Here is a 20,182-nt window from a genome sequence, read left to right as displayed (position 1 = left end):
TTAATTCTAACTGCAACATAGTTAAAAAATTATTTGAGAACATTAAATTTTATGCATGAAGGATAGTTCTCAGAAAAATAAACCCGGTTAAATGCTTTCTGAAAATCGCTTTCCTTGGCATTATAGATATCAACAAATTTTTGAGGATTGCGGTCGAAGAAAGGGAAAAAGCTGCTCTGCACCTGAACCATAATTTTGTGACCTTTTAAAAAAGTGTGATCTATATCGTTCAAATTTATTTTTACTTCGGTTACTTTATTCGGGACAAAAGGTTCAGGCTTTTCGTAACTATTGCGGAATTTACCGCGGAACATTTCGAAGCGGATTAATCTTTCATAACCTCCAAGCTCAATTCCATTTGGATTCTTTTCCGGATTTTTTTCGCCACCCGGATAAACATCAATAACTTTTACTACCCAATCTGCATCGGTGCCGCTGGTGGAAACAAAAAGATTTGCCAAAATTGGACCACATACGGTGACATCTTTATCAAGCGAACCGGTTTCATAAACTAGAACATCCGGACGAGATGAAGCGAATCTCTGATCTTCAGCCATGTAAGTTCTATTATACATTTGCTGAGAATCATAAAATTTAGATGTATAAGGAACAGGCTTGGCTGGATCACTTAAATATTCGTCAAATGAATTATTCTTCTTCGTTGGTTTGTCCCAGCTCAATTTTTTATCCGGAGCCATATATAAAGTACTTTTCTCAACATTCATAGGAGGCCATTCATCATAATGTACCCAAACATTTGAACCTGTTCTGAAAGTTACAACTTCCGGTAAATTCAGGGAGCCGATACCTTTTAAGTAATAATCGAAAAAAGGAGTCAATATATTTTTGTTATAAGAATCGCTTGTATTTTCTCCGAATGTAAAATCTCCGAATACCGATCCGTCACTTCGAGCCCAGCCGCCGTGACTCCAAGGACCCATCACAAGATGAGTTTTGTTGTTACGATTTTTTTCTTCGATTGATGAATAGATATGAAGTGGACCATAAAGATCTTCTGAGTCGTACCAGCCGCCGACAAGCAAAACCGCAGGTTTAACATTTGTGAAGTAAGGAAGATTATTTCTTGACTGCCAGAACGAATCATAATTACCATGCTGGATCATCGCATTCCAGAAGGGAAGTTTCCCCTCAAAATATTTTTTGTTGGCGTTTGATAAAGGACCGAGCTTTAGAAAAAAATTATACATATCGGGTGAATCATATTTTGGTCCCGGTTTCCATTGTGTTGTCAACGAATCGCGCTGCTGATCAAATCCCTTAAAAAAGTTGAAAGACATTGAAAGTGTCAATGCGCCGTTATGATGCATATCATCGCCAATAAACCAATCGGAAATTGGAGCTTGAGGAGAAACAGCCTTTAATGCCGGGTGAGAATTAATCAACGACATTGCCGCATAAAACCCGGGATAAGAAATTCCCCAGATACCAACATTACCATTGTTGTGTTTTAAATTTTTGACAAGCCAATCAATTGTATCATAGGTATCGGTTGTTTCATCAAAATCTTTATTACTTTTTTTATTTGGAATGTAAGCCCGCATATTATCGTACTTACCTTCGCTTAAAAATTGTCCGCGCACATCCTGAAAAACAAAAATGTATCCCTCTTTTGCAAAAGTATCGTTGGGACCGAGATTCTGCGGATATTTATCTTCGCCATAAGGTGCAACGGTATAAGGCGTGCGTACAATAAGAATAGGATATACTTTTGAAGTGTCTTTCGGCGAGTAAACAGAAGTGAATAGTTTAACTCCATCCCTCATCTCTATGTGGTAATCTTTTTTTATGTAATTCTCTTTAATCCATTCTATACCCTGCGCAAAATTTAGTGATGACAGAAGAAGCAAAACCGCAATAAAAAATTTTTTCATATAATATCTCCCTTTCTTAAAGCGAATTTAATTATTCGATTTATTCCATTCTTTAAAATTTCTCTTCATTTGATTTATATGAACTTGCACGTGCTCTTCATATACAATCAGCCATTCATCTAATGTCATTTTTCCTCTCTCCGGATGCTGGATGTAATTCTGCCATGATTCTTCCGGGAGATCTTTGATAATGTTATATGTCATTTTTCGAAGCCACTTAAAAAGTTCTAAAGCATCTTCAGTACTTTGTTTGTGATAATCGGTTTCACTTGCCCATTTGTCCTGATCATACACCATAATTGTTGAACCGCTCTCACAAATTATTTTGCGTGCCCGGGAAAAACTATTGGCTTCACTATCCGCCATGTGAATTAGTATTTCGTGTATGCTCCATTTATCTGGTGCATGTTTATATTGCCACATCTCCTTTGGAAATTCATCAAGCGATGCTATCAATTTATCATATCCTTTCGAATAGGATAATATTCTTTCCTGTCGGGTCATCTTTGTCTTTCTGTTTTTATGATAATTTTTTTTCCGCTTCTTCTAAATTTTCTTTTTTACCTAAGTCTATGAAAAGGGAATTGCTATGATCAAAATAAGAGATTCGATTTTGAGATGCGATTGATAAGTAGAAATCGACAATAGAAAAAACTTTTTCCGACGGCATAAGTTTGAACATAGACGGATCGGCTATATGAATACCGCTGAAAGCAAGTTGAGTTAGTTCTCCATTCGACTCCCGGGACATTTTGCGTTCATTTGTCTTAACATTTTCCCAGCCGCATAAATATTTTTCTTCATCAAACAGAAAATAACGGGATGATTTTCTTTTTTGAACGGCAAGAGTTACAATTGAATTAGAACTAAGATGGTCATTATATAGATCGCTCAAATCAATATCTGTAAGAATATCAACGTTATGAATGAGAAATGGTTTTCCATTACCGAAAAACCAGCTTGCTTCTTTCAAACCGCCGCCTGTATCAAGAAGTAATTCCCGTTCGTCTGAGATCTCAATCTCGATGCCGAATTTATTTTTCTCTTCAATAAAATTTATTATCTGATCTGCAAAATGATGAACGTTAATTATTATTCTTTTAAACCCGGCTGTAATTAACCGTTTAATTGTAATTTCGAGAAGGGTAATCCCGTTTATTTCAACAAGAGCTTTTGGAATTTTGTCGGTTAACGGTTGTAAACGAGTACCGAGTCCGGCAGCTAGTATTAATGCTTTCATGAAAAGTACCTGAGTTACTTAGACACTTCTTCCTTTTCCAGATTGGAATGAATTAATTTTACATTGATCTTATACTTCGAGCTAAGATGTTGTACCAGTTTTTCGGCGCAGTAAACCGAACGGTGCTGACCGCCGGTGCATCCGTAATTTATCATCAAGTCAGTCCATTCGCGGGCAATATAATTCTCAACACTTTTATCAACCAGGTCGAATGATTCTTTCAAAAAAAACTGTACTTCCGGCTGAGCATCAAGAAAATCTTGAACCGGTTTGTCTCTGCCGTTTAACGGTTTGTATTTTTCAATTCTTCCGGGATTTGGAATTGCTCTACAGTCAAATACAAATCCACCCCCGTTTCCTGAAAGATCGGCTGGAATTTTCTGACGATACGAAAAACTATATATCAGTACGGTCAGTTTGCCGTCAGTAGAAAAATTTAAGTCAAACTTTTTTAATTCATCCGAACTAACTATTTGTTTAAGACAATTGAATAACTCGTTAATTTTAATTTTTGGGCGGTGATATTTTAAGAGCCACTCAAGATTTTTTACAGCATACGGAATGCTTTTCAAAAAATGAGCTTTGCCTTCATAATAACCGCGGTAACCGTATGCACCAAACATTTGAAGAATCCGGATCAAAACATAACCATCATAATATTTTAAAAATTCCGGTTTATTAAATGGTTTTAATTTTCTTGCAGAGGAAATGTAATGTTCCAGAAGCTCATCTCTTAATGAAAATGGGAGATCAGCTTTTGAACTGAATAAAAACGAAGCAATATCATATTGAAGCGCGCCTTTACGCCCGCCTTGATAATCAATGAAATACGGTTGATTGTTTTTTATCATAACATTGCGTGGATTAAAGTCACGGTACATAAAGTGATTACAGTCGGCTTTTAGTAGAAAATCCGCAAGAGTGTTAAAGTCATTTTCTAATTTTTGTTCATCGAAATTTATTCCGGCAAGTTTGAGAAAATAGTACTTGAAATAATTTAAGTCCCACATCATAGACTGTTTATCAAACTTTGAGACCGGATAACATTTCGTGTAATCTATTTTTTTGGCTGCAGTAATTTGAAAACGCGGAAGTTGTTCGATGACTTTCTTATAAAGATTTTTTAATTCATCATTAAATTCATATTTCTTTTTGCTTTGCTCAAGAAAAGAAAAGAGAGTTTCATCGCCAAGATCTTCGATCAGGTAAATATTATTGTTTAAATCTGTGTTGTAAATTTTCGGAACGTTTAATTTGTTTTTGAGAAAATGCTTTGTAAGGTAGATAAATGATTTGTTCTCTTGCTTATCTGAATTGAATACGCCGATTGCGGTTTTGGTTGTTCCGGCAAATCTGAAATATTTTCTCGGTGAGCCGGATTCCGGAAGGGGAGATAAAGAAACAATTTTTTCTCCAGACCAATTTTCAAAAAGAATTTTTAGCTCGTTCTGATAACTCATCCGTTTATCAACTCCGTTTTCTTGGCGGATAGAATAATAAAATAAAACTACCCGCTAAGATAACGAAGAAATAGATAATTAAAACCGTGGTCCGCGCTGCTGAACAGCGTTCGGATCAAAATATTTTCTCGGTAATTTTTCATCACGCATCGCAGCATTGTAAACAAACGCAGCCATAATAGTTGCCGATTGTATTAAATCCGGTCTGCTCGCATGATCGTAAACATCCATGTTTGAATGATGTGTCCGTGCCATATATTCAAGCGGATCCTGAATAAATTGGAATCCCGGAAGACCGGCCGCATCGAAAGAAGCATGATCTGTGCTACCCGTATTTCTTAAAGTGACCGTTGCAGCACCGAGATCGTTGAAAGGTTTTAACCATTCTTCAAAAATCGGCATGACTGCAAAATTACCTTGAGCATATATACCCCGGATTTTTCCTGAACCATTATCGTAATTAAAATATGCGGCAAGTTTATTATAATCGGGTTTCATTTCTTTCTTTTCAGCATCAAAAAAATGATTCTTAACATAATTACGTGAACCGATCAATCCTTCTTCTTCGGCATCCCAAAGTGCAATGCGGATTGTTCTTCTTGGTTTTACATCAAGAGCTTTTAAAATTCGAACAGCTTCCATCGCAATTGCGCTGCCTGAAGAGTTATCAGTTCCGCCCGTTCCCGAATGCCATGTATCGAAGTGACCACCGAGCATTACAACTTCGTCTTTCAGCTTTTTATCCGTGCCCGGAATTTCTGCAATAATATTGTATCCGAGAGAATCGGTATCAACAAAGTTTGCTTGTATTTCAAATTCCAAAGTAACGGGAACATTTTTTTGAGCAACACGAACCATACGATTGTATTGTTCAACAGAAACCACAACCGATGGTATCGGCATTTCTGAACCGATTTTATAAGAACCGCCGCTTTGAACGAAAATAGTTCCGTCAATTCCTCGTGAAGGTTCAAGTGTAATTAAAGCTCCTTCATCTTTCATGAATTTGGTGATTTTTGGCTGAAGCTCCCTTTGAGCGCGCATTGCAGCAATCTGCTCGGGACCAAAATTACGTCCGCCGCCTTCTTGTGCCATCTGAATATTTTTTAACTCTTCATCTGTATAACGTTTACTATCAGCTTCAGTAGAGAGTGCAACCGGTTGTTCTCCTTTTGTAAGAACAATTGCACCTTGTAACTTCCCTTTAAATGGAGCCAGATCAGCTTCATTCTTAATATCCATAACAATTGCATTTCCTTTTACCACACCTTCAAGTCCGGGTGTCCACGCCTTTGGATAAGCAATAAGAGGCATATACTGAGGAGACGTCATTGCACCATAAAACTTTTTCAATTCCCATCCGCGTCCTAGAGTTCCCCACGATTCCATTGTTGCTTTTTCCAAACCAAATTCTGTAAGCTTTCCAACAGCCCATTTCCCTGCAGTCCGGTATTCGGGCGAAGCAGCAAGACGTGGTCCATATATATCGCAAAGGTAACTCATTAATTCCATCACTTTGGAATTTTGAAGTCCCTCTTGCCGAATTCTTTGCATCATCTGGTAATCAATTTTTTCTTGCGCCGATACAGTTAGAGTGAACGTGAGAAATATTAAAAGCATTGTAAACAGCTTACGATTCATCTTGTACTCCTCTTAGTATTGAAATTCATTAAATGTATGAGAGAAGATTTCAACTTCTCTGCAAGTTCAATTTATGCAATAAGGAAATCATTCTAAGTTAAAAATTGTTAAAAGCAGATTATTTTTTCATGCGCACTTATCTGTCCGATCTCAAAAACTTTTCGATTTGTCTTCTGTGTCGCAGAATATGAACTATAGCATGTTCGAACATCATTTCGATATCATACAAACCCCATCTTGTTTCAGCGCGGGTAGAAAGAATTTCTTCTTCCGTCATTTGAAAATAACCAACTACTGTCTCTGCGGTGAATTGAATAACTTTTTCCAATTCTTCAATGGCATGAAGGACGTTATAGATGTGATAATTGTGATTAACGACAGGTTTCTTTAGGAATGTACAGACTTGATCGGCATATCTGTAGCCGGCACTTACAACGTGTTTAATTACGGATTGAATTGACCGGCAGTCTTCATCTTTTGTAAACGGATCGCGTATTTTTAAAAACTCTTCTTGAGTTATTGTGCTTAATAAGTTTTTGAGCTCGAGAGCAACTCTTTCATATTCATCTGTTAAAGCGCCAATGGCGCCGGGGCGGTATCGAGTTTCCATATTATTCGCTTTCATCATAGTTTAAAATTGGTCTTAACCATCTTTCAGCTTCTTTCATACTGATTCCTTTACGCTTGCGGTAACTTTCAACCTGGTCTTTGCTGATCTTACCAACGGTAAAATATTTCGCCTCCGGATGAGCAAAGTATAAACCGGAAACTGATGCAGCCGGATACATTGCCAGACTTTCAGTTAATGAAATTGCTGCATTCCGTTCTGTATCTAATAATTTCCAGATAGTTAATTTTTCCGTATGGTCGGGTTGTGAAGGATAGCCGGGTGCCGGTCTTATTCCAATATATTTTTCTTTGATCAATTCTTCATTTGAAAATTTCTCTTCGCCGGCATATCCCCAATATTCCCTCCTAACTTTCTGATGTAGAAGTTCTGTAAATGCTTCCGCAAGGCGGTCCGCTAATGCTTTTGTCATTATTGAATTGTAATCGTCGTGTTCTTTTTCAAATTGTGAAACTATTTTTTCTATACCGATACCGGTAGTTACTGCGAACATTCCGATATAATCTTTAATACCGCTTTCTTTAGGTGCAATAAAATCCGCGAGAGCAACATTCGGAATGCCGGCAGATTTAATTGTCTGCTGGCGGATTGTATTCAGAACCGCGAGAATCCCTTTTCGTGATTCATCGGAATAAATTTCAATATCATCATCTATTGAATTAGCCGGTAAAATTCTAATGACACCGTTTGCAGTTAAAAGTTTTTCCGAAATTATTTTATCCAAGAGTCTATTGGCATCATTAAAAGTTTTTTTAGCTTCGCTTCCGTAATCTTTGTTCTCAAAAATTTCAGGATACCGTCCTTTCAATTCCCAAGTTGTAAAGAAAGGAGTCCAATCAATAAATTTTCTGATCTCATCGAGCGGATTATCTTTAAGTACAGTTGTTTCAAATTTTTCCGGTGGTTTAACCGAATAGTTTGAAAAATCAATTTGAAGTTTATTTGCACGCGCCTGTTCGATTGTAAGATATTCTTTTTCGGTTTTTCTATTTAAGTGGTCCGACTTTAGCTTTTTGTATTCTTCTTTGATACCGTTTGTAAAATTTTCTTTTGATTCTTTATTTAAAAGGTTACTTACAACGCCAACACTTTTTGAAGCATCAAGAACATGAATTGTAACACCGCAGAATTCCGGTGCTATTTTAACCGCGGTATGCAGACGCGAAGTTGTAGCGCCGCCGATGAGAAGCGGTAAATCAATTTTCATCCGTTCCATTTCTTTTGCGATATGAACCATTTCATCGAGCGAGGGAGTAATAAGTCCGCTCAGACCGATAGCATCAACTTTATGTTCAACAGCAGTTGATAGGATCTTATCCGATGGAACCATCACGCCGAGATCAATCACATCATAATTATTACATCCGAGAACAACGCCTACAATATTTTTGCCAATATCGTGAACATCTCCTTTTACAGTTGCCAATAAAATTTTTCCTTTGGCGGTTGTATCCCCGCTCTTTTCTTTTTCCGCTTCAATAAACGGGATGAGATAGGCAACTGCTTTCTTCATAACCCGTGCGCTCTTTACAACTTGAGGTAAAAACATTTTTCCGGAACCGAATAGATCACCCACAATATTCATTGCGCTCATCAGTGGTCCTTCAATAACCTCAATCGGTTGAGAATATTTTTGCCGGGCTTCTTCAATATCCGGATCAATGAAATCAACGATCCCTTTGATCAGAGCATGCTTCAATCTTTCTCCTACTGTTCCATTTCGCCATTCATCTTCTAACTTTTCGCTTCTTACTTCTTGCGTTAAAGTATTCGCAAATTCAACTAACCTTTCAGTAGCATCTGGTCTGCGATTGAGTAATACATCTTCTACATGTTCCAGCAAATCTTTCGGAATATCTTCATAGACAGCAAGCTGTCCGGCGTTCACAATTCCCATATCCATCCCGGCTTCAATAGCACGATAGAGAAATGCTGAATGCATTGCTTCTCTAACTTTATCATTTCCTCGGAATGCGAATGAGATATTGCTTACACCTCCGCTAATTTTTGCAAACGGTAGATTTTTCTTAATCCATCTTACAGCTTCGATATAATTGATTGCATATTGATTGTGTTCTTCAATTCCGGTTGCAATCGCAAAGATGTTCGGATCGAAAATTATATCTTGTGGCGGGAAGCCGACTTCTTCGGTTAATATTTTATAAGCGCGTTCACAAATTTTTGTTTTTCGTTCGAATGTGTCTGCCTGTCCCTGTTCATCAAAAGCCATAACAATTACCGCAGCACCGTAACGCAAAACTTTACGTGCGTGCTCTTTAAAAATTTCTTCGCCCTCTTTCATCGAGATTGAATTAACAATTCCTTTTCCCTGCAGACATTTTAAACCCGCTTCAATCACGCTCCATTTTGATGAATCAAGCATTATTGGAACTCTCGCAATATCCGGCTCAACAGAAAGCAATTGCAAAAATTTTGTCATCGCTCCTTCACTATTGATCAAACCTTCATCCATGTTTATATCGAGAACTTGTGCGCCGTTTTCAACTTGATCTTTTGCGACAGATAACGCTTCTTCAAATTTATTTTCTTTGATAAGGCGTGCGAACTTGCGGGATCCCGTAACATTTGTTCTTTCGCCGATATTTACAAAATTCATATCGGGACGGAACGTAAGCGGTTCTAGTCCGCTCAGTCTTAAATATTTTTTTATCTCCGGAATTTTTCTCGGAGGATATTTTTTAGTGATTTCTGCGAATCTTTTTATATGATCCGGAGTTGTGCCGCAGCACCCGCCTACAATATTGAAAAATCCGTCACGCGCATATTCTTCTAAAACTTTCGCCATTGTTTCCGGGGATTCATCGTAACCGCCGAACTCATTTGGCAAGCCGGCATTAGGATATAAACTTACAAACACGTTCGCTTTCTGAGAAAGTTCTTGTATAAACGCGCGCATCTGTTTTGGACCGAGCGAACAATTTAACCCGACACATAATAAATTTTTTGTGTGAGAAATTGAATTCCAAAATGCTTCTGTATTCTGTCCGGATAAAGTTCTTCCGCTCAGATCAATGATTGAACCGGAAATCATTATTGGGATTTTATTGTCAGTCTCATCGCATAATTCCATTATTCCGTAGAGAGCGGCTTTTGCGTTTAATGTATCAATCATTGTCTCGACCAATAAAATATCGGCTCCGCCGTCAATCAAACCACGGGCCTGCTCTTTAAATGCCGCAGCCATTTGATCGAATGTAATTGATCTGTAACCGGGATCGTTTACATCTGGCGAAAGTGATAATGTTTTATTCGTCGGTCCGAGCGAACCGGCAACAAAACGTGGTTTCCCCGGATTTTTCTTTACGAACTCGTTCACAACTTCTTTCGCAATCCGAGCGGCTTCAAAATTTATTTCATAAACCAAATGTTCGGTTTTGTAATCCGATTGAGAAATCGCGGTGCCGTTAAAAGTATTTGTCTCAATTATATCCGCGCCGGCTTCAAGATATTCTAAATGAATTCCTTTAATCACTTCCGGTTTGGTTAGTACTAAAATGTCGTTGTTTCCCTTCAGATCGGAAGGATGATCTTTAAATCTCTCGCCTCTGAATTCCTCTTCGGTAAATTTGTAGCGCTGAATAAAAACGCCCATCGAACCATCGAGGAGTAAAATTCTTTCTGATAAAATTTTTGTAAGTAATTCAAAATTATTCATATAAGGATTCTTTCAGTAACCCGGAACTTGATTATAATTGTTCTATTGGGAAGATCATGAACGAAACAGATCAGTATAACCGGGGTTCTATTTTATTTCATTTTTATTAGTGATATATTTTCGCTCAAATATAATAAATAAATGAGAAGATAATGATAGTTGTTACCGGCGGCGCGGGATTTATCGGCAGTGCTCTTGTCTGGAAATTAAACCGATTAGGTAAGGATAAAATTATTGTTGTTGATGAATTAGGCAAAGAAGAGAAGTGGAAGAACCTTAACGGCTTAAAGTTCGCGGATTTTTTTCACAAAGACGATTTTATGGGTTTAGTTTTACAGCGCAAATTTCCTTTTAAAGTTACTGCAGTAATTCATCTCGGCGCTTGTTCATCTACAACTGAAAAAGACGCTGACTTTTTAATGGATAACAACGTTCACTACTCGCAAGAACTCGCAAAGTTTTGTTTGGAAAACGGAGTCAGATTTATTTACGCATCGTCCGCTGCAACTTACGGCGACGGTTCCAACGGTTACAATGACGATGAATCAAAATTAGATATACTTCGCCCTCTCAATATGTACGGTTATTCAAAACATCTTTTCGATACATGGATTAAACGAAACGGATTGATCGATAAAGTCGTCGGTCTGAAATATTTCAATGTTTACGGTCCCAATGAATATCATAAAGAAGAAATGAGAAGCGTTGTTCACAAAGCATTTGAGCAAGTCCGCGATACAGGGAAAGTAAAACTTTTCAAATCATACAAACCGGAATTTAAAGACGGCGAACAGCGGCGCGATTTTATTTATGTGAAGGATGCCGTTGACATGACGCTTCATTTTCTGGATTACCCAGATAAAAATGGAATTTATAATATCGGTACCGGTCATGCTCAAAGCTGGGTTGAACTGGTTGCCGCCTTGTTTGAAGCGGTTGGAAAGCCGGTGAATATTGAGTTTATTGATATGCCTGAAGAGATACGGGGAAAATATCAATACTTTACGGAAGCGAATTTGAAAAAGATCAGAACCGCCGGTTATGATAAACCTGTTATGAATGTCAGAGACGGTGTTACGGATTACGTAAAAAATTATCTCTTAAAGGAAATTTATTTCGGAATGAGCAGAGAGTAAACTAATGCAGCTTGAAACCACGAAGTCGAGAGGCGAATTTAGAAAACGGATTTATTTCTTCACACTCAAGTTAATTGAATTTGTCGACTCGCTTCCTAAGGATCATGTCTCTCAAAAAATTGCGGATGAACTTTTCGGCAGCGGAACAAGCGTTATAAGTAATTATATAGAAGCTTCTGCCGTATCGACAAAAAGGGAATTGACAAGTTATACAATCGCATCGCTTAAATACGCGAACGAAAGTAAATTATGGCTTGCGCTGGTACGCGACAGTAAACGGGCCAAAGCCGAAAAAGTAAAATGGTTCCTGGACGAACTTGACGATATCTCTTCAATCCTTGCCTCATCAATTAATCAGACAAAATAAATATGCAGCTCGCTACTCTTTGTTATCTTATGGATGGGAAAAGAACTTTGATGCTTCACCGCATCAAGAAAAAAAATGATTTTCATGAAGGGAAGTGGAACGGTCTAGGCGGAAAGTTTGAAGCAGGTGAAACACCGGAAGAATGCGCGATAAGAGAAGTAAAAGAGGAGAGCGGTCTGCTGATGATCAATCCAATGCTTCACGGATTCATTACATTTCCAATGTTCGACGAAAAAAAAGATTGGTACGTTTTTCTTTTTACCTCTCGGAAATATAAAGGAAAGTTGATCGATTCGAACGAGGGGCATCTTGAATGGATTCATAACGGCAAACTTTTGGAATTGAATTTATGGGAAGGCGATAAATTTTTTATTCCGTGGTTATTCCAGGATAAATTTTTCAGCGCAAAGTTTGTTTATGAAAATGGAAAATATATTTCTCATTCGGTTGAATTCTACTAATCATTCACGAGGAATTAAATGAAATCAATCGGTAAAAATCCAAAAGATGATTATTCCTCAAACCGTGATTTTAACGAAGAGCGGGCGTTCACGGAAAATCTATTAAATCAAAGAATAAGTTTTTTCCTCATTTTTTTTGCCATTGTAATCGCAGGTGCTGTGGTTGTAAAATCCAAAATTTTCTTTCTTGTAATTTTATTCCTTGGAGTAGTAATTAGCTGGGTTCTTTCGGTTACAATTTTTGCTACGGCAAAAAAACTTGAATCGATGGAAAGAAAGCATTCTAGCTTAATCGTTCGCTGGCTCAGCGGTTATTTTTTGCCCGTCTTCTGTTCAAGCTTAATAACACTTGGTTTTGTAATCGGTGCAATGGGATATTTTGATTCTCTTCTATCATTAGATTTAGGTAAGGTAACAACCATAGATCAAGGTATTAAAAAAATTGAACAGACAATAGCAAAACACGATAGCTCCGCCGCAAAAACCAACCCCAACTTTAAAAACATTGACAGCGTTATAAAAGAAGGATCAAAGAAAATAGATTCAGATCAATCTCTGCTTAAAGTCACAGAAAAAGATGCAAAGAAAAATCCTCCTAAGTTTAAAGCCAATCCAAACTTTAGAAGTATCGAAAGCATTATCAACGAAAAGAAAAAATAAATATTATGTGACAGCTCACGAGCTGTCACTACATTATTGAATTATTTCCAAAATGTTATCCTGAAAAAAGATTTTTATAAATCAAGATTTTCCGCAACAAATTTTTCAATTTCCCACTTCAAAGGATTCTGATTAATGTATTTTCTTATGTTATATAATTCCTTTTCATTCCGAATTATTCGATCATGGACGACCGCTGCCATTTGAAATCCTTTAGACCGGTAACATGAATTGCTTTCGATGATGTTGTTTTGAAAACTCCCACCAATTCCGATAAAGGTTTTATCTTTTGCTGTAGAGACAAGTAGCGACTTGTCCTATTATCTGAATGGGTCAAAACATTAGCCCTATCAATAATCATTATTGCATGAACATGATTAGGCATAATTATAAATTCATCTAATTCTACGTAAAGATATTTTTGGGGTAGGTCCAGCAATTATTCTTCAACACTGTTTCCGTAGTTATTCAATACCATCTTACCCTCAAGAACTTCTCCTAAAATTGGCAACATATGGTTGACACACATGGTTATGAAGTAGTAATGGCTTGCTGAATAATCAAATCCAGGTAATCGATTTCTTTCTCTTTCCAACATATAATATGTGAAAAAAAATAATCATTTATGGGACAACTCACGAGTTGTCCCAACATAACATTATTGAAATTTCCTTTTCAAGAAACCTAAAATCAAATCGTTAACGCTATCCGGATTTTCAATCGGGGTCATATGTCCGGCACGCGGTATAATTGCAAATTCCGAACCCGGAATTCTTTCTGCCAGATGACGCATTACAACCGGAGGAGTAAGAGTATCAAACGAACCGCACAATACTAATGTCGGCAATTTAATTTTAGACAAGTATGATGAAGTATCGGTTCTGCTCATTATTGCGATTATCCCGCCTTTTACTCCAATGGGATCGTGCTTATGAGCTTTGAATAATGTTGTAAGAAACATCTTCTCATTTTCTTTTGGTGTTTCAGGAGCAAAACAATTTGTTACGAATGCATCAACGAACTTTATTAACTCACCGGAATTAATTTGATTTATGCCAGCCGCTCTTTTAAGTCTAGCCGTATCATCATCCGCTTCAGATTTTGTATCGCATAAAATTAATCCGGCAAAAATAAATTGATCTCTTTCAACCGCGCGTAAAGCAATATAACCGCCCATCGAAAGCCCGCACAATACCGGTTTTTTCAGTTTCAATTCTTTAATGACAGAGAACAAATCATCAACAAATGCTTCCATTGTATATTGTCCGTCACCAACAACACTTTCGCCGAGACCGCGTACATCGTAAGCGACGCAGAAATATTCATTTTTCAATAATTCAATTTGATCTTCCCACATTGTATGATCGTATGGAAACCCATGAACGAAAATAATGGTTTGGTTCTTACTATTACCGAATGTGTTTACAGACACACCGTTGATTGATTGATTCATAATCTTCCTTTTTCCTTTACTTTGTAAAAAGAATAGTGATAATTTACCAACAGTAGCGGTGACAAATTAGTTTACTTTGAAGAAAGTGTCAAAAAATTATTACCGGGTTTAAACCTTACAATGCAAGTACCTGTCAATAGTTTGAAAATAAATAACAGGAGGAAGGAAAAATGCAAAATTTAAAATCATTACTCTTTATTGCAATAATCTTATTAATTCCGCTTTTTTACTTTAGTGCCTGCAGCGAAAAAGCCGATGTGAGTGCCCCCGATCAACTAGACTTCGATTCTCCTCAATTTGCTGTAATAGACTATAATGATGTTTTAAATGGAATTGAAGATGCTACTTTGGATAGCAACATGACATTCAATACTACTCTTGCTAATTACAGTTTCATGAGTTCTATGAATTCATTCTCTCCAGGAAATCAAATGATGAATAGAAATCCATGGCTGATGCATTTTGATATGGGAAAACATCTTGGACTCTTTTTCAGAGGATTGAATTTGACCGATGCTCAGAAGAGCCAGATTAGAGATCAGATGACTCAATTCCATGCGACGATCAAACCGCTTGTACAGCAATTTAAAGATGCTAACGCCGATATAATCGCAAAAGCAAATGCCGATCGTAAAGCGATTGCCGATTCTGTAAAAGCTGGGACACTTACTAGAGCGCAGGCATCGGTTAAAATAAAAACATTAAATGAAACAACGCGTGATGCGATTAAAAATAATCCTAAGTCTATTGAGATAAAGAAAGAAATGTGCGATGAGAAAGCTAACCTGTTTGCCGAGATTGCAAAAATCTTAACACCGGATCAGCTTGTTAAATGGAACAACAGAATTTCAAGAATTCCGGATCCTTGCTCATAAAGAATTTAAGTCAAAAAAAGAGCTCCGGCCAATCAACCGGAGCTCTTTGTTTTTAAATAGCTTTTATTAATTCTAGAAGTAATAAAGATATTTTAGTTTGAAAACAGAAACCCGGTCCGTTAACATCATATGACTTCCAAGTAATCTATTGCTCGAATCGTATTTATAATCGCGTTCGTCTACTTCGTTAAGAGCCAGATAAAGCCAGCTTTTAGGTGAAAATTGGTATGCAAATAAAAAACCTACAAAAACTCTATCAATTCCGTCACCTGATCTTCGCCATGTATTATCAACATAAGTCCTAATATTTAAATCGTTAATTGGTGTTAAAGAAAAATAAGGACGAGCGTTGTAAGAAATTTCTTCGATGTTTCCATTCGGATTTCCTTCAATTCCCATATAATAAGAAGAACCGAGCTCGAGTATATCAAATATTTTCCAGCTGAAGGATGCACCGAAATTTCCGAATCCGGCAAGATAATTTCTACTGAAATTGTAAGTTTTTTGATAACCGCCATTAATGTTTGCGCTCCATTTTGCCTGGTTGGTCCAGCCGCTGAATCTGTACGAATGAAAATCATATTTAACATTTAAGTCTTTCGATTTGCCAAGATCAATTTCAACTTCATAACCGATATTACTTCTGAAGGACATATCCATACCAAGAACGAATGCCCAATCTGTATATGCGTCAACTTTTTCATAATTTAATACCGGTCCGGTAAAAATTAAGATCTGTGAAATTTCACCTTCTTTTGGATACCAAGCCGGTCCGGTTAAAGTAACAAGTTCAGCGGTACCTCGCCACGGAACAAATCCAATTTGATCAATATCGAAATTGGATCCTATATATCTTCCACGGAATAAATTTACCCAGGTAGTACCGATTTTTCTAAAACCAGCTGATACTGCGAAATCTCCATCTGAATTTTTGACCGAGCGTGCTACTTGATAAGCTAGCTGCCAGTCGGGTCCTCTAAACGCTCCGTCAATATCAATTACACCGTATGTGTTATCTGCCGTTTGTTTGCCTACGAATAGAACTCCGAGAGAGGAGTTATCCAAAATTTGTTTTTTCACTCTACCCGAAATAAAAATTGATGAAGGTTCTGTTGAATTCGATCCGTCGTAATTTGTAAAATCTTTTTGTTCGGTCCGTGCAACAAATCCCCCGTATTCCCAATCATTAATTCTGCCGAATGCTTTTGCACCAAAAGTTATTGGAACTTCCGATCCATCCGGCAATTTCTTACCGATTCTTCTTGAATAGAATAATTCCAATGGATTATAGAAACCGGAATTTCTATCGGCTCCCGAAGGCATAAATATTTCTCTTCCTTGTACAAAAAATGGTCTGTGTTCGGAAAAGAAAACTTCATAACGGGAAATATTAAATTCGTACGGATCGGCTTCTATCTGTGCAAAGTCCGGGTAAGCTGTAGCTTGAACAGTTAATTGAGGCGATGGATTGTAAAAAATATCGATGCCGGCTTTCGGATCAACTTTGTATTTGTTGTTGCCGATGTAGTCAATTTTTCCAAAAACTGTCGGATAAAATTCAAGATTCAATCCTTTGATTGACGGTTTGAATTCTTGAAATAATAGCTTGCCGAATTTTGAAATACGCTGCCCTTCGTTTTGAGTGTACTCGCTCCAGTAAAGATCTTCACTGTTTAATGGCCGCCATCTGTCAAAATCCAATCCCCATGAAGTTAATTTCTCATTATACTGAATTGATTTGTAAGGAATCTCAATTTCAATAACAAAACCCCAGTCGTATATTTTGGCATCAGAAAACCAGATGCCGTCCCAGCTGTAATCGCGGTTGCGCCCGTCATCTAGAAGGCGGCAGTCGGCACGGGTTCCGGCGGCATTTACGGCAAATTTGTACGCCGATTGTTTATCGCCAAAAGTATCGAGCATAATTGAAACAACGTCGCCACCCATATCGTCTTGTTTTCCTGTATTCTGCTGTATGTTTTGTTTTTCATCGTAACAAACTATTAAACAAAAGAGAGAAGTTTCGGTTGTTAGGACTTTAGCATAACTTTTTTTAGTAGCCGGCTTTCCGTAAAACGGCGAAAGCTGAAAAAAATTTGTTGCCGAATCGGCTTTACTCCATGCCTCATCAATTATACCGTCAACTTTAATCGGCGTATTAATTTTTTTTAGCACCAATACTTTTTCTTTCTCCTGGGCAAAAAGCATAATTGGAAGAAACAGTAAAAGAGTAAAATATTTTTTCATATGGTTATCCCGTAATTGGTCTGAAGTTTAGACGAACTTCTAAGAACAAAGGTTACGAAATAAGAAAATCTACTTTTGAAAAGGATTTTCTTAAAAATCATATTTAAAAGATATTGGAAACGATTACGCAAAAATACCGGTTTAGAGATTTTTGTTAGAATTGATTATGAATCGGTTTGTTAGTAAGTTTTTCCCGGTGAGAGGAAACTTGGACAGAAAAACTTTAAATATAATTTTGGCATGTGCTTTTTTATTATTTTTTTCATTTTTAGAAAATTCTATCTGCTCAACAGATGATCTTTATAAAATGGGAATTGAAGCGCTCAAAGCAAAAGATACACTTCGGGCAGAACAATTATTTAAAGAATCGATCCGCCAAAATTCCGACGCCCCTTCATATTTCGAACTAGCCAAAATCAATCTTAGCAGAAACACTTTTCTATCGCGCAATATAGCTTTTGAGAATTTTCAGAAGGCTGTTTGGAAAGATCCGAATAATATTGAGTATAAATATGAGTACGCAAAAATCTGTAAAGACTTTGCGCGTTTTACAGCAATTGATGAATACAAAGAAATTTTAAAATTGGACAGTACACAAGTTAATGCATGGATTAATCTCGGCTCAATAAAAGAAAAAGAATATTCCGAGTTTGATAAATCCGTCCGGAATGCGGATGGAATTCTTATGCCTCTTCAAGAATATGCTGATGAAGATCTGCGTGAGGCGGAAAAGTATTATAAGAATGCTCTTTCAATTGATTCTGTTAATTATGATGCGATACTCAAACTGAGTTTGCTGTATCAGAAAGCGGAAGAACCGGAAAAAGGAATTTCACTTTTGCAGAGGTTGGTCCGCAATAAAAAAGACGACCGCGATATTCATCTTTCTCTAGGATTGCTCTATTATCATTCTTCTAAAATCAAAGAGAGTTTTAGCGAATACAAGAAAGCGATTTCTTTGATGGACCCAGATGAACGGAAAGATTTTACAATCAATTCCGTTAAGTTATTATTGGATCCGCTTTTCGATGATGTAATGAAAAAAATGAGCGATGATGAATTAGAAGATTTTATAAACTTATACTGGAAAGTTTCCGAGCCGCTCTATCTTACAGATTATAACGAGCGTCTGCTTGAACATTATACGCGCGTTGCTTATTCAAATCTTAATTTCAGCGTACCTAAGATGGGAATTGTCGGCTGGAAGTCCGACCGCGGCGAAGTTATTCTTCGATACGGCGAACCGTTAAGCAGAATTAGAATGCGCCCGCAAATGGGAGATAATGCCGTCATGGTAAAAACCGATGTGTGGAATTATAAAGACTTCACACTTGGATTTACAGATATGGCTTCGAGCGGAAATTATATTTTTTCTGCACCCGCCGCCGAGAAGGATAAACTTGCATCCCAGTTCACCGGGGATACTAATACTTACATTGCAGATCTGCGGCGGAATTATTATTCCTACTACGAACCTAAATTTGACGGACCGACGATTGAAACACCGTTTAATTTTTCTCAATTGAAAAGTTTGGATTTGAGAAACCATACCGATCTTCTTGTAAGTTATGCTTTGGATGCTGCTGACTCTTTACGCATTGCGGATAATTTTAAAATTGATCACGAAGCAGGAGTCTTTTTCTTTGATAAAGATTACGAAGAGAAGGAAAGCAAAAAAGAACGAATCGAAAAGTTTGATGCAGTGAACGATGTCATTTCCGCATCCGGCAAAAAATTATTGGTAAACACAATTGACGTACCGGTGTTGACGGATTCCGGTTTTGTAGCCCTGGAAATAAGGCGGACAAATGATAACGGAACTTCGGCTAACCGTTCAAAAATTAAGATCAAAAAATTCAGCAATACGCGTCTCGATATAAGCGATCTCATTCTTGCATCGCGGGTTGAACTTGAAAAAACATCGGACCATTTTGTTCAAAGGGGAAATATTTTTATCCAGCCGAATCCGACAAACCAATTTGATAAAACTAACCGCCCGTATCTTTATTATGAAGTCTATAATCTCGGGACAGACGCAAAAGGATTAACAAATTTTGAACAAAGAATTAGTGTTAGTGAGTTTAAAGAAGAAAAAGATTTCAATGTGGAAGATGCTTTCAAATCTGTGCTGGATCTATTGGGTATCGGCAAGAATGAAGAAAAGATCTCTCTCACTTCAAATTACCAGACAGCCGGGAAGGATTCTAAAATTTATTTACAACTTGATCTTAGTAAATATCCCAAAGGGAAATATTTAATTGTCGTTTTGATCAAAGACAAGATAAGCGGAAGAGAAGTAGAAACTAAATCGGTTGTTGATTGGAGTAATTAAACAAACTGATTTACCATAGTTTTTTATAAGCAACAGAAAAAAAACAATAATCATGGTTGAATTATAAATATATAACATAACTAATGAATGCCGCTTTTAAAACGGCATCCGGTC

General features: G+C 37.2%; 16 protein-coding genes. 6 read left to right on the top strand and 10 right to left on the bottom strand.

What is annotated here, in order from left to right:
• Nucleotides 1-29: 29 nt before the first annotated feature.
• From NTX65_06055 to metH, 7 genes are all read right to left on the bottom strand, one after another.
• Nucleotides 30-1,892, bottom strand: a complete 1,863-nt coding sequence (locus NTX65_06055) for a CocE/NonD family hydrolase (protein ID MCX6168879.1) — start codon at nt 1,890-1,892, stop codon at nt 30-32.
• A 27-nt stretch (nt 1,893-1,919) separates the two neighbouring features.
• Nucleotides 1,920-2,396, bottom strand: a complete 477-nt coding sequence (locus tag NTX65_06050; protein MCX6168878.1) for a DinB family protein — start codon at nt 2,394-2,396, stop codon at nt 1,920-1,922.
• A gap of 16 nt (nt 2,397-2,412) precedes the next feature.
• Nucleotides 2,413-3,132 carry a nucleotidyltransferase family protein gene (locus tag NTX65_06045; GenBank protein ID MCX6168877.1) on the bottom strand — a complete coding sequence of 240 codons (720 nt, stop codon included), beginning with the start codon at nt 3,130-3,132 and terminating at the stop codon, nt 2,413-2,415.
• A gap of 14 nt (nt 3,133-3,146) precedes the next feature.
• Nucleotides 3,147-4,592 (bottom strand): phosphotransferase, encoded by a 1,446-nt coding sequence (locus tag NTX65_06040; GenBank protein MCX6168876.1) that lies wholly within the window; start codon nt 4,590-4,592, stop codon nt 3,147-3,149.
• Between the two features lie 78 nt (nt 4,593-4,670).
• Nucleotides 4,671-6,233: a M20/M25/M40 family metallo-hydrolase gene (locus tag NTX65_06035; GenBank protein ID MCX6168875.1), complete on the bottom strand. Its 1,563-nt coding sequence runs from the start codon at nt 6,231-6,233 to the stop codon at nt 4,671-4,673.
• A 136-nt stretch (nt 6,234-6,369) separates the two neighbouring features.
• Complete coding sequence (locus tag NTX65_06030; protein ID MCX6168874.1) at nt 6,370-6,843, bottom strand: hypothetical protein; 474 nt, start codon at nt 6,841-6,843, stop codon at nt 6,370-6,372.
• 1 nt (nt 6,844) lies between these two features.
• Nucleotides 6,845-10,537 carry a methionine synthase gene (gene metH / locus NTX65_06025; protein ID MCX6168873.1) on the bottom strand — a complete coding sequence of 1,231 codons (3,693 nt, stop codon included), beginning with the start codon at nt 10,535-10,537 and terminating at the stop codon, nt 6,845-6,847.
• 152 nt (nt 10,538-10,689) lie between these two features.
• Here metH and rfaD point away from each other — a divergent pair, with 152 nt between their 5' ends.
• Genes rfaD through NTX65_06005 form a run of 4 tightly spaced genes read left to right on the top strand, consistent with a single transcriptional unit; the run spans nt 10,690 to nt 13,161 of the window.
• A complete protein-coding gene (gene rfaD, locus NTX65_06020) occupies nt 10,690-11,673 on the top strand; it encodes an ADP-glyceromanno-heptose 6-epimerase (protein ID MCX6168872.1) in 984 nt (327 codons plus the stop codon).
• A 4-nt stretch (nt 11,674-11,677) separates the two neighbouring features.
• A complete protein-coding gene (locus NTX65_06015) occupies nt 11,678-12,040 on the top strand; it encodes a four helix bundle protein (GenBank protein ID MCX6168871.1) in 363 nt (120 codons plus the stop codon).
• A 2-nt stretch (nt 12,041-12,042) separates the two neighbouring features.
• Nucleotides 12,043-12,501, top strand: a complete 459-nt coding sequence (locus tag NTX65_06010; protein ID MCX6168870.1) for an 8-oxo-dGTP diphosphatase — start codon at nt 12,043-12,045, stop codon at nt 12,499-12,501.
• 18 nt (nt 12,502-12,519) lie between these two features.
• Nucleotides 12,520-13,161, top strand: a complete 642-nt coding sequence (locus NTX65_06005) for a hypothetical protein (GenBank protein ID MCX6168869.1) — start codon at nt 12,520-12,522, stop codon at nt 13,159-13,161.
• 74 nt (nt 13,162-13,235) lie between these two features.
• Here NTX65_06005 and NTX65_06000 read toward each other — a convergent pair whose 3' ends face one another.
• Complete coding sequence (locus NTX65_06000; protein MCX6168868.1) at nt 13,236-13,364, bottom strand: hypothetical protein; 129 nt, start codon at nt 13,362-13,364, stop codon at nt 13,236-13,238.
• Between the two features lie 455 nt (nt 13,365-13,819).
• Nucleotides 13,820-14,614: an alpha/beta hydrolase gene (locus NTX65_05995; protein MCX6168867.1), complete on the bottom strand. Its 795-nt coding sequence runs from the start codon at nt 14,612-14,614 to the stop codon at nt 13,820-13,822.
• 170 nt (nt 14,615-14,784) lie between these two features.
• On the opposite strand from NTX65_05995, the gene NTX65_05990 reads away from it, so the two are divergent.
• Nucleotides 14,785-15,489: a Spy/CpxP family protein refolding chaperone gene (locus tag NTX65_05990; protein MCX6168866.1), complete on the top strand. Its 705-nt coding sequence runs from the start codon at nt 14,785-14,787 to the stop codon at nt 15,487-15,489.
• Nucleotides 15,490-15,561: 72 nt separating this feature from the next.
• On the opposite strand, the gene NTX65_05985 is transcribed toward NTX65_05990, so the two are convergent.
• Nucleotides 15,562-17,736, bottom strand: a complete 2,175-nt coding sequence (locus NTX65_05985) for a DUF5916 domain-containing protein (GenBank protein MCX6168865.1) — start codon at nt 17,734-17,736, stop codon at nt 15,562-15,564.
• 208 nt (nt 17,737-17,944) lie between these two features.
• Here NTX65_05985 and NTX65_05980 point away from each other — a divergent pair, with 208 nt between their 5' ends.
• Nucleotides 17,945-20,068 (top strand): GWxTD domain-containing protein, encoded by a 2,124-nt coding sequence (locus NTX65_05980; protein MCX6168864.1) that lies wholly within the window; start codon nt 17,945-17,947, stop codon nt 20,066-20,068.
• Nucleotides 20,069-20,182: the final 114 nt, after the last annotated feature.

Source organism: Ignavibacteriales bacterium (assembly GCA_026390795.1).
In the GTDB taxonomy this organism is placed as follows: Bacteria; Bacteroidota; Ignavibacteria; order Ignavibacteriales; family Melioribacteraceae; genus Fen-1258.
This window is presented reverse-complemented; position numbering and strand designations above follow the sequence as displayed.

What these genes read in the sequence shown, in the direction of transcription:
- NTX65_06055 (MCX6168879.1), bottom strand. Translation starts at nt 1,892, where the DNA reads ATGAAAAAATTTTTTATTGCGGTTTTGCTTCTTCTGTCATCACTAAAT.
- NTX65_06050 (MCX6168878.1), bottom strand. Translation starts at nt 2,396, where the DNA reads ATGACCCGACAGGAAAGAATATTATCCTATTCGAAAGGATATGATAAA.
- NTX65_06045 (MCX6168877.1), bottom strand. Translation starts at nt 3,132, where the DNA reads ATGAAAGCATTAATACTAGCTGCCGGACTCGGTACTCGTTTACAACCG.
- NTX65_06040 (MCX6168876.1), bottom strand. Translation starts at nt 4,592, where the DNA reads ATGAGTTATCAGAACGAGCTAAAAATTCTTTTTGAAAATTGGTCTGGA.
- NTX65_06035 (MCX6168875.1), bottom strand. Translation starts at nt 6,233, where the DNA reads ATGAATCGTAAGCTGTTTACAATGCTTTTAATATTTCTCACGTTCACT.
- NTX65_06030 (MCX6168874.1), bottom strand. Translation starts at nt 6,843, where the DNA reads ATGGAAACTCGATACCGCCCCGGCGCCATTGGCGCTTTAACAGATGAA.
- metH (MCX6168873.1), bottom strand. Translation starts at nt 10,537, where the DNA reads ATGAATAATTTTGAATTACTTACAAAAATTTTATCAGAAAGAATTTTA.
- rfaD (MCX6168872.1), top strand. Translation starts at nt 10,690, where the DNA reads ATGATAGTTGTTACCGGCGGCGCGGGATTTATCGGCAGTGCTCTTGTC.
- NTX65_06015 (MCX6168871.1), top strand. Translation starts at nt 11,678, where the DNA reads ATGCAGCTTGAAACCACGAAGTCGAGAGGCGAATTTAGAAAACGGATT.
- NTX65_06010 (MCX6168870.1), top strand. Translation starts at nt 12,043, where the DNA reads ATGCAGCTCGCTACTCTTTGTTATCTTATGGATGGGAAAAGAACTTTG.
- NTX65_06005 (MCX6168869.1), top strand. Translation starts at nt 12,520, where the DNA reads ATGAAATCAATCGGTAAAAATCCAAAAGATGATTATTCCTCAAACCGT.
- NTX65_06000 (MCX6168868.1), bottom strand. Translation starts at nt 13,364, where the DNA reads ATGGCAGCGGTCGTCCATGATCGAATAATTCGGAATGAAAAGGAATTA.
- NTX65_05995 (MCX6168867.1), bottom strand. Translation starts at nt 14,614, where the DNA reads ATGAATCAATCAATCAACGGTGTGTCTGTAAACACATTCGGTAATAGT.
- NTX65_05990 (MCX6168866.1), top strand. Translation starts at nt 14,785, where the DNA reads ATGCAAAATTTAAAATCATTACTCTTTATTGCAATAATCTTATTAATT.
- NTX65_05985 (MCX6168865.1), bottom strand. Translation starts at nt 17,736, where the DNA reads ATGAAAAAATATTTTACTCTTTTACTGTTTCTTCCAATTATGCTTTTT.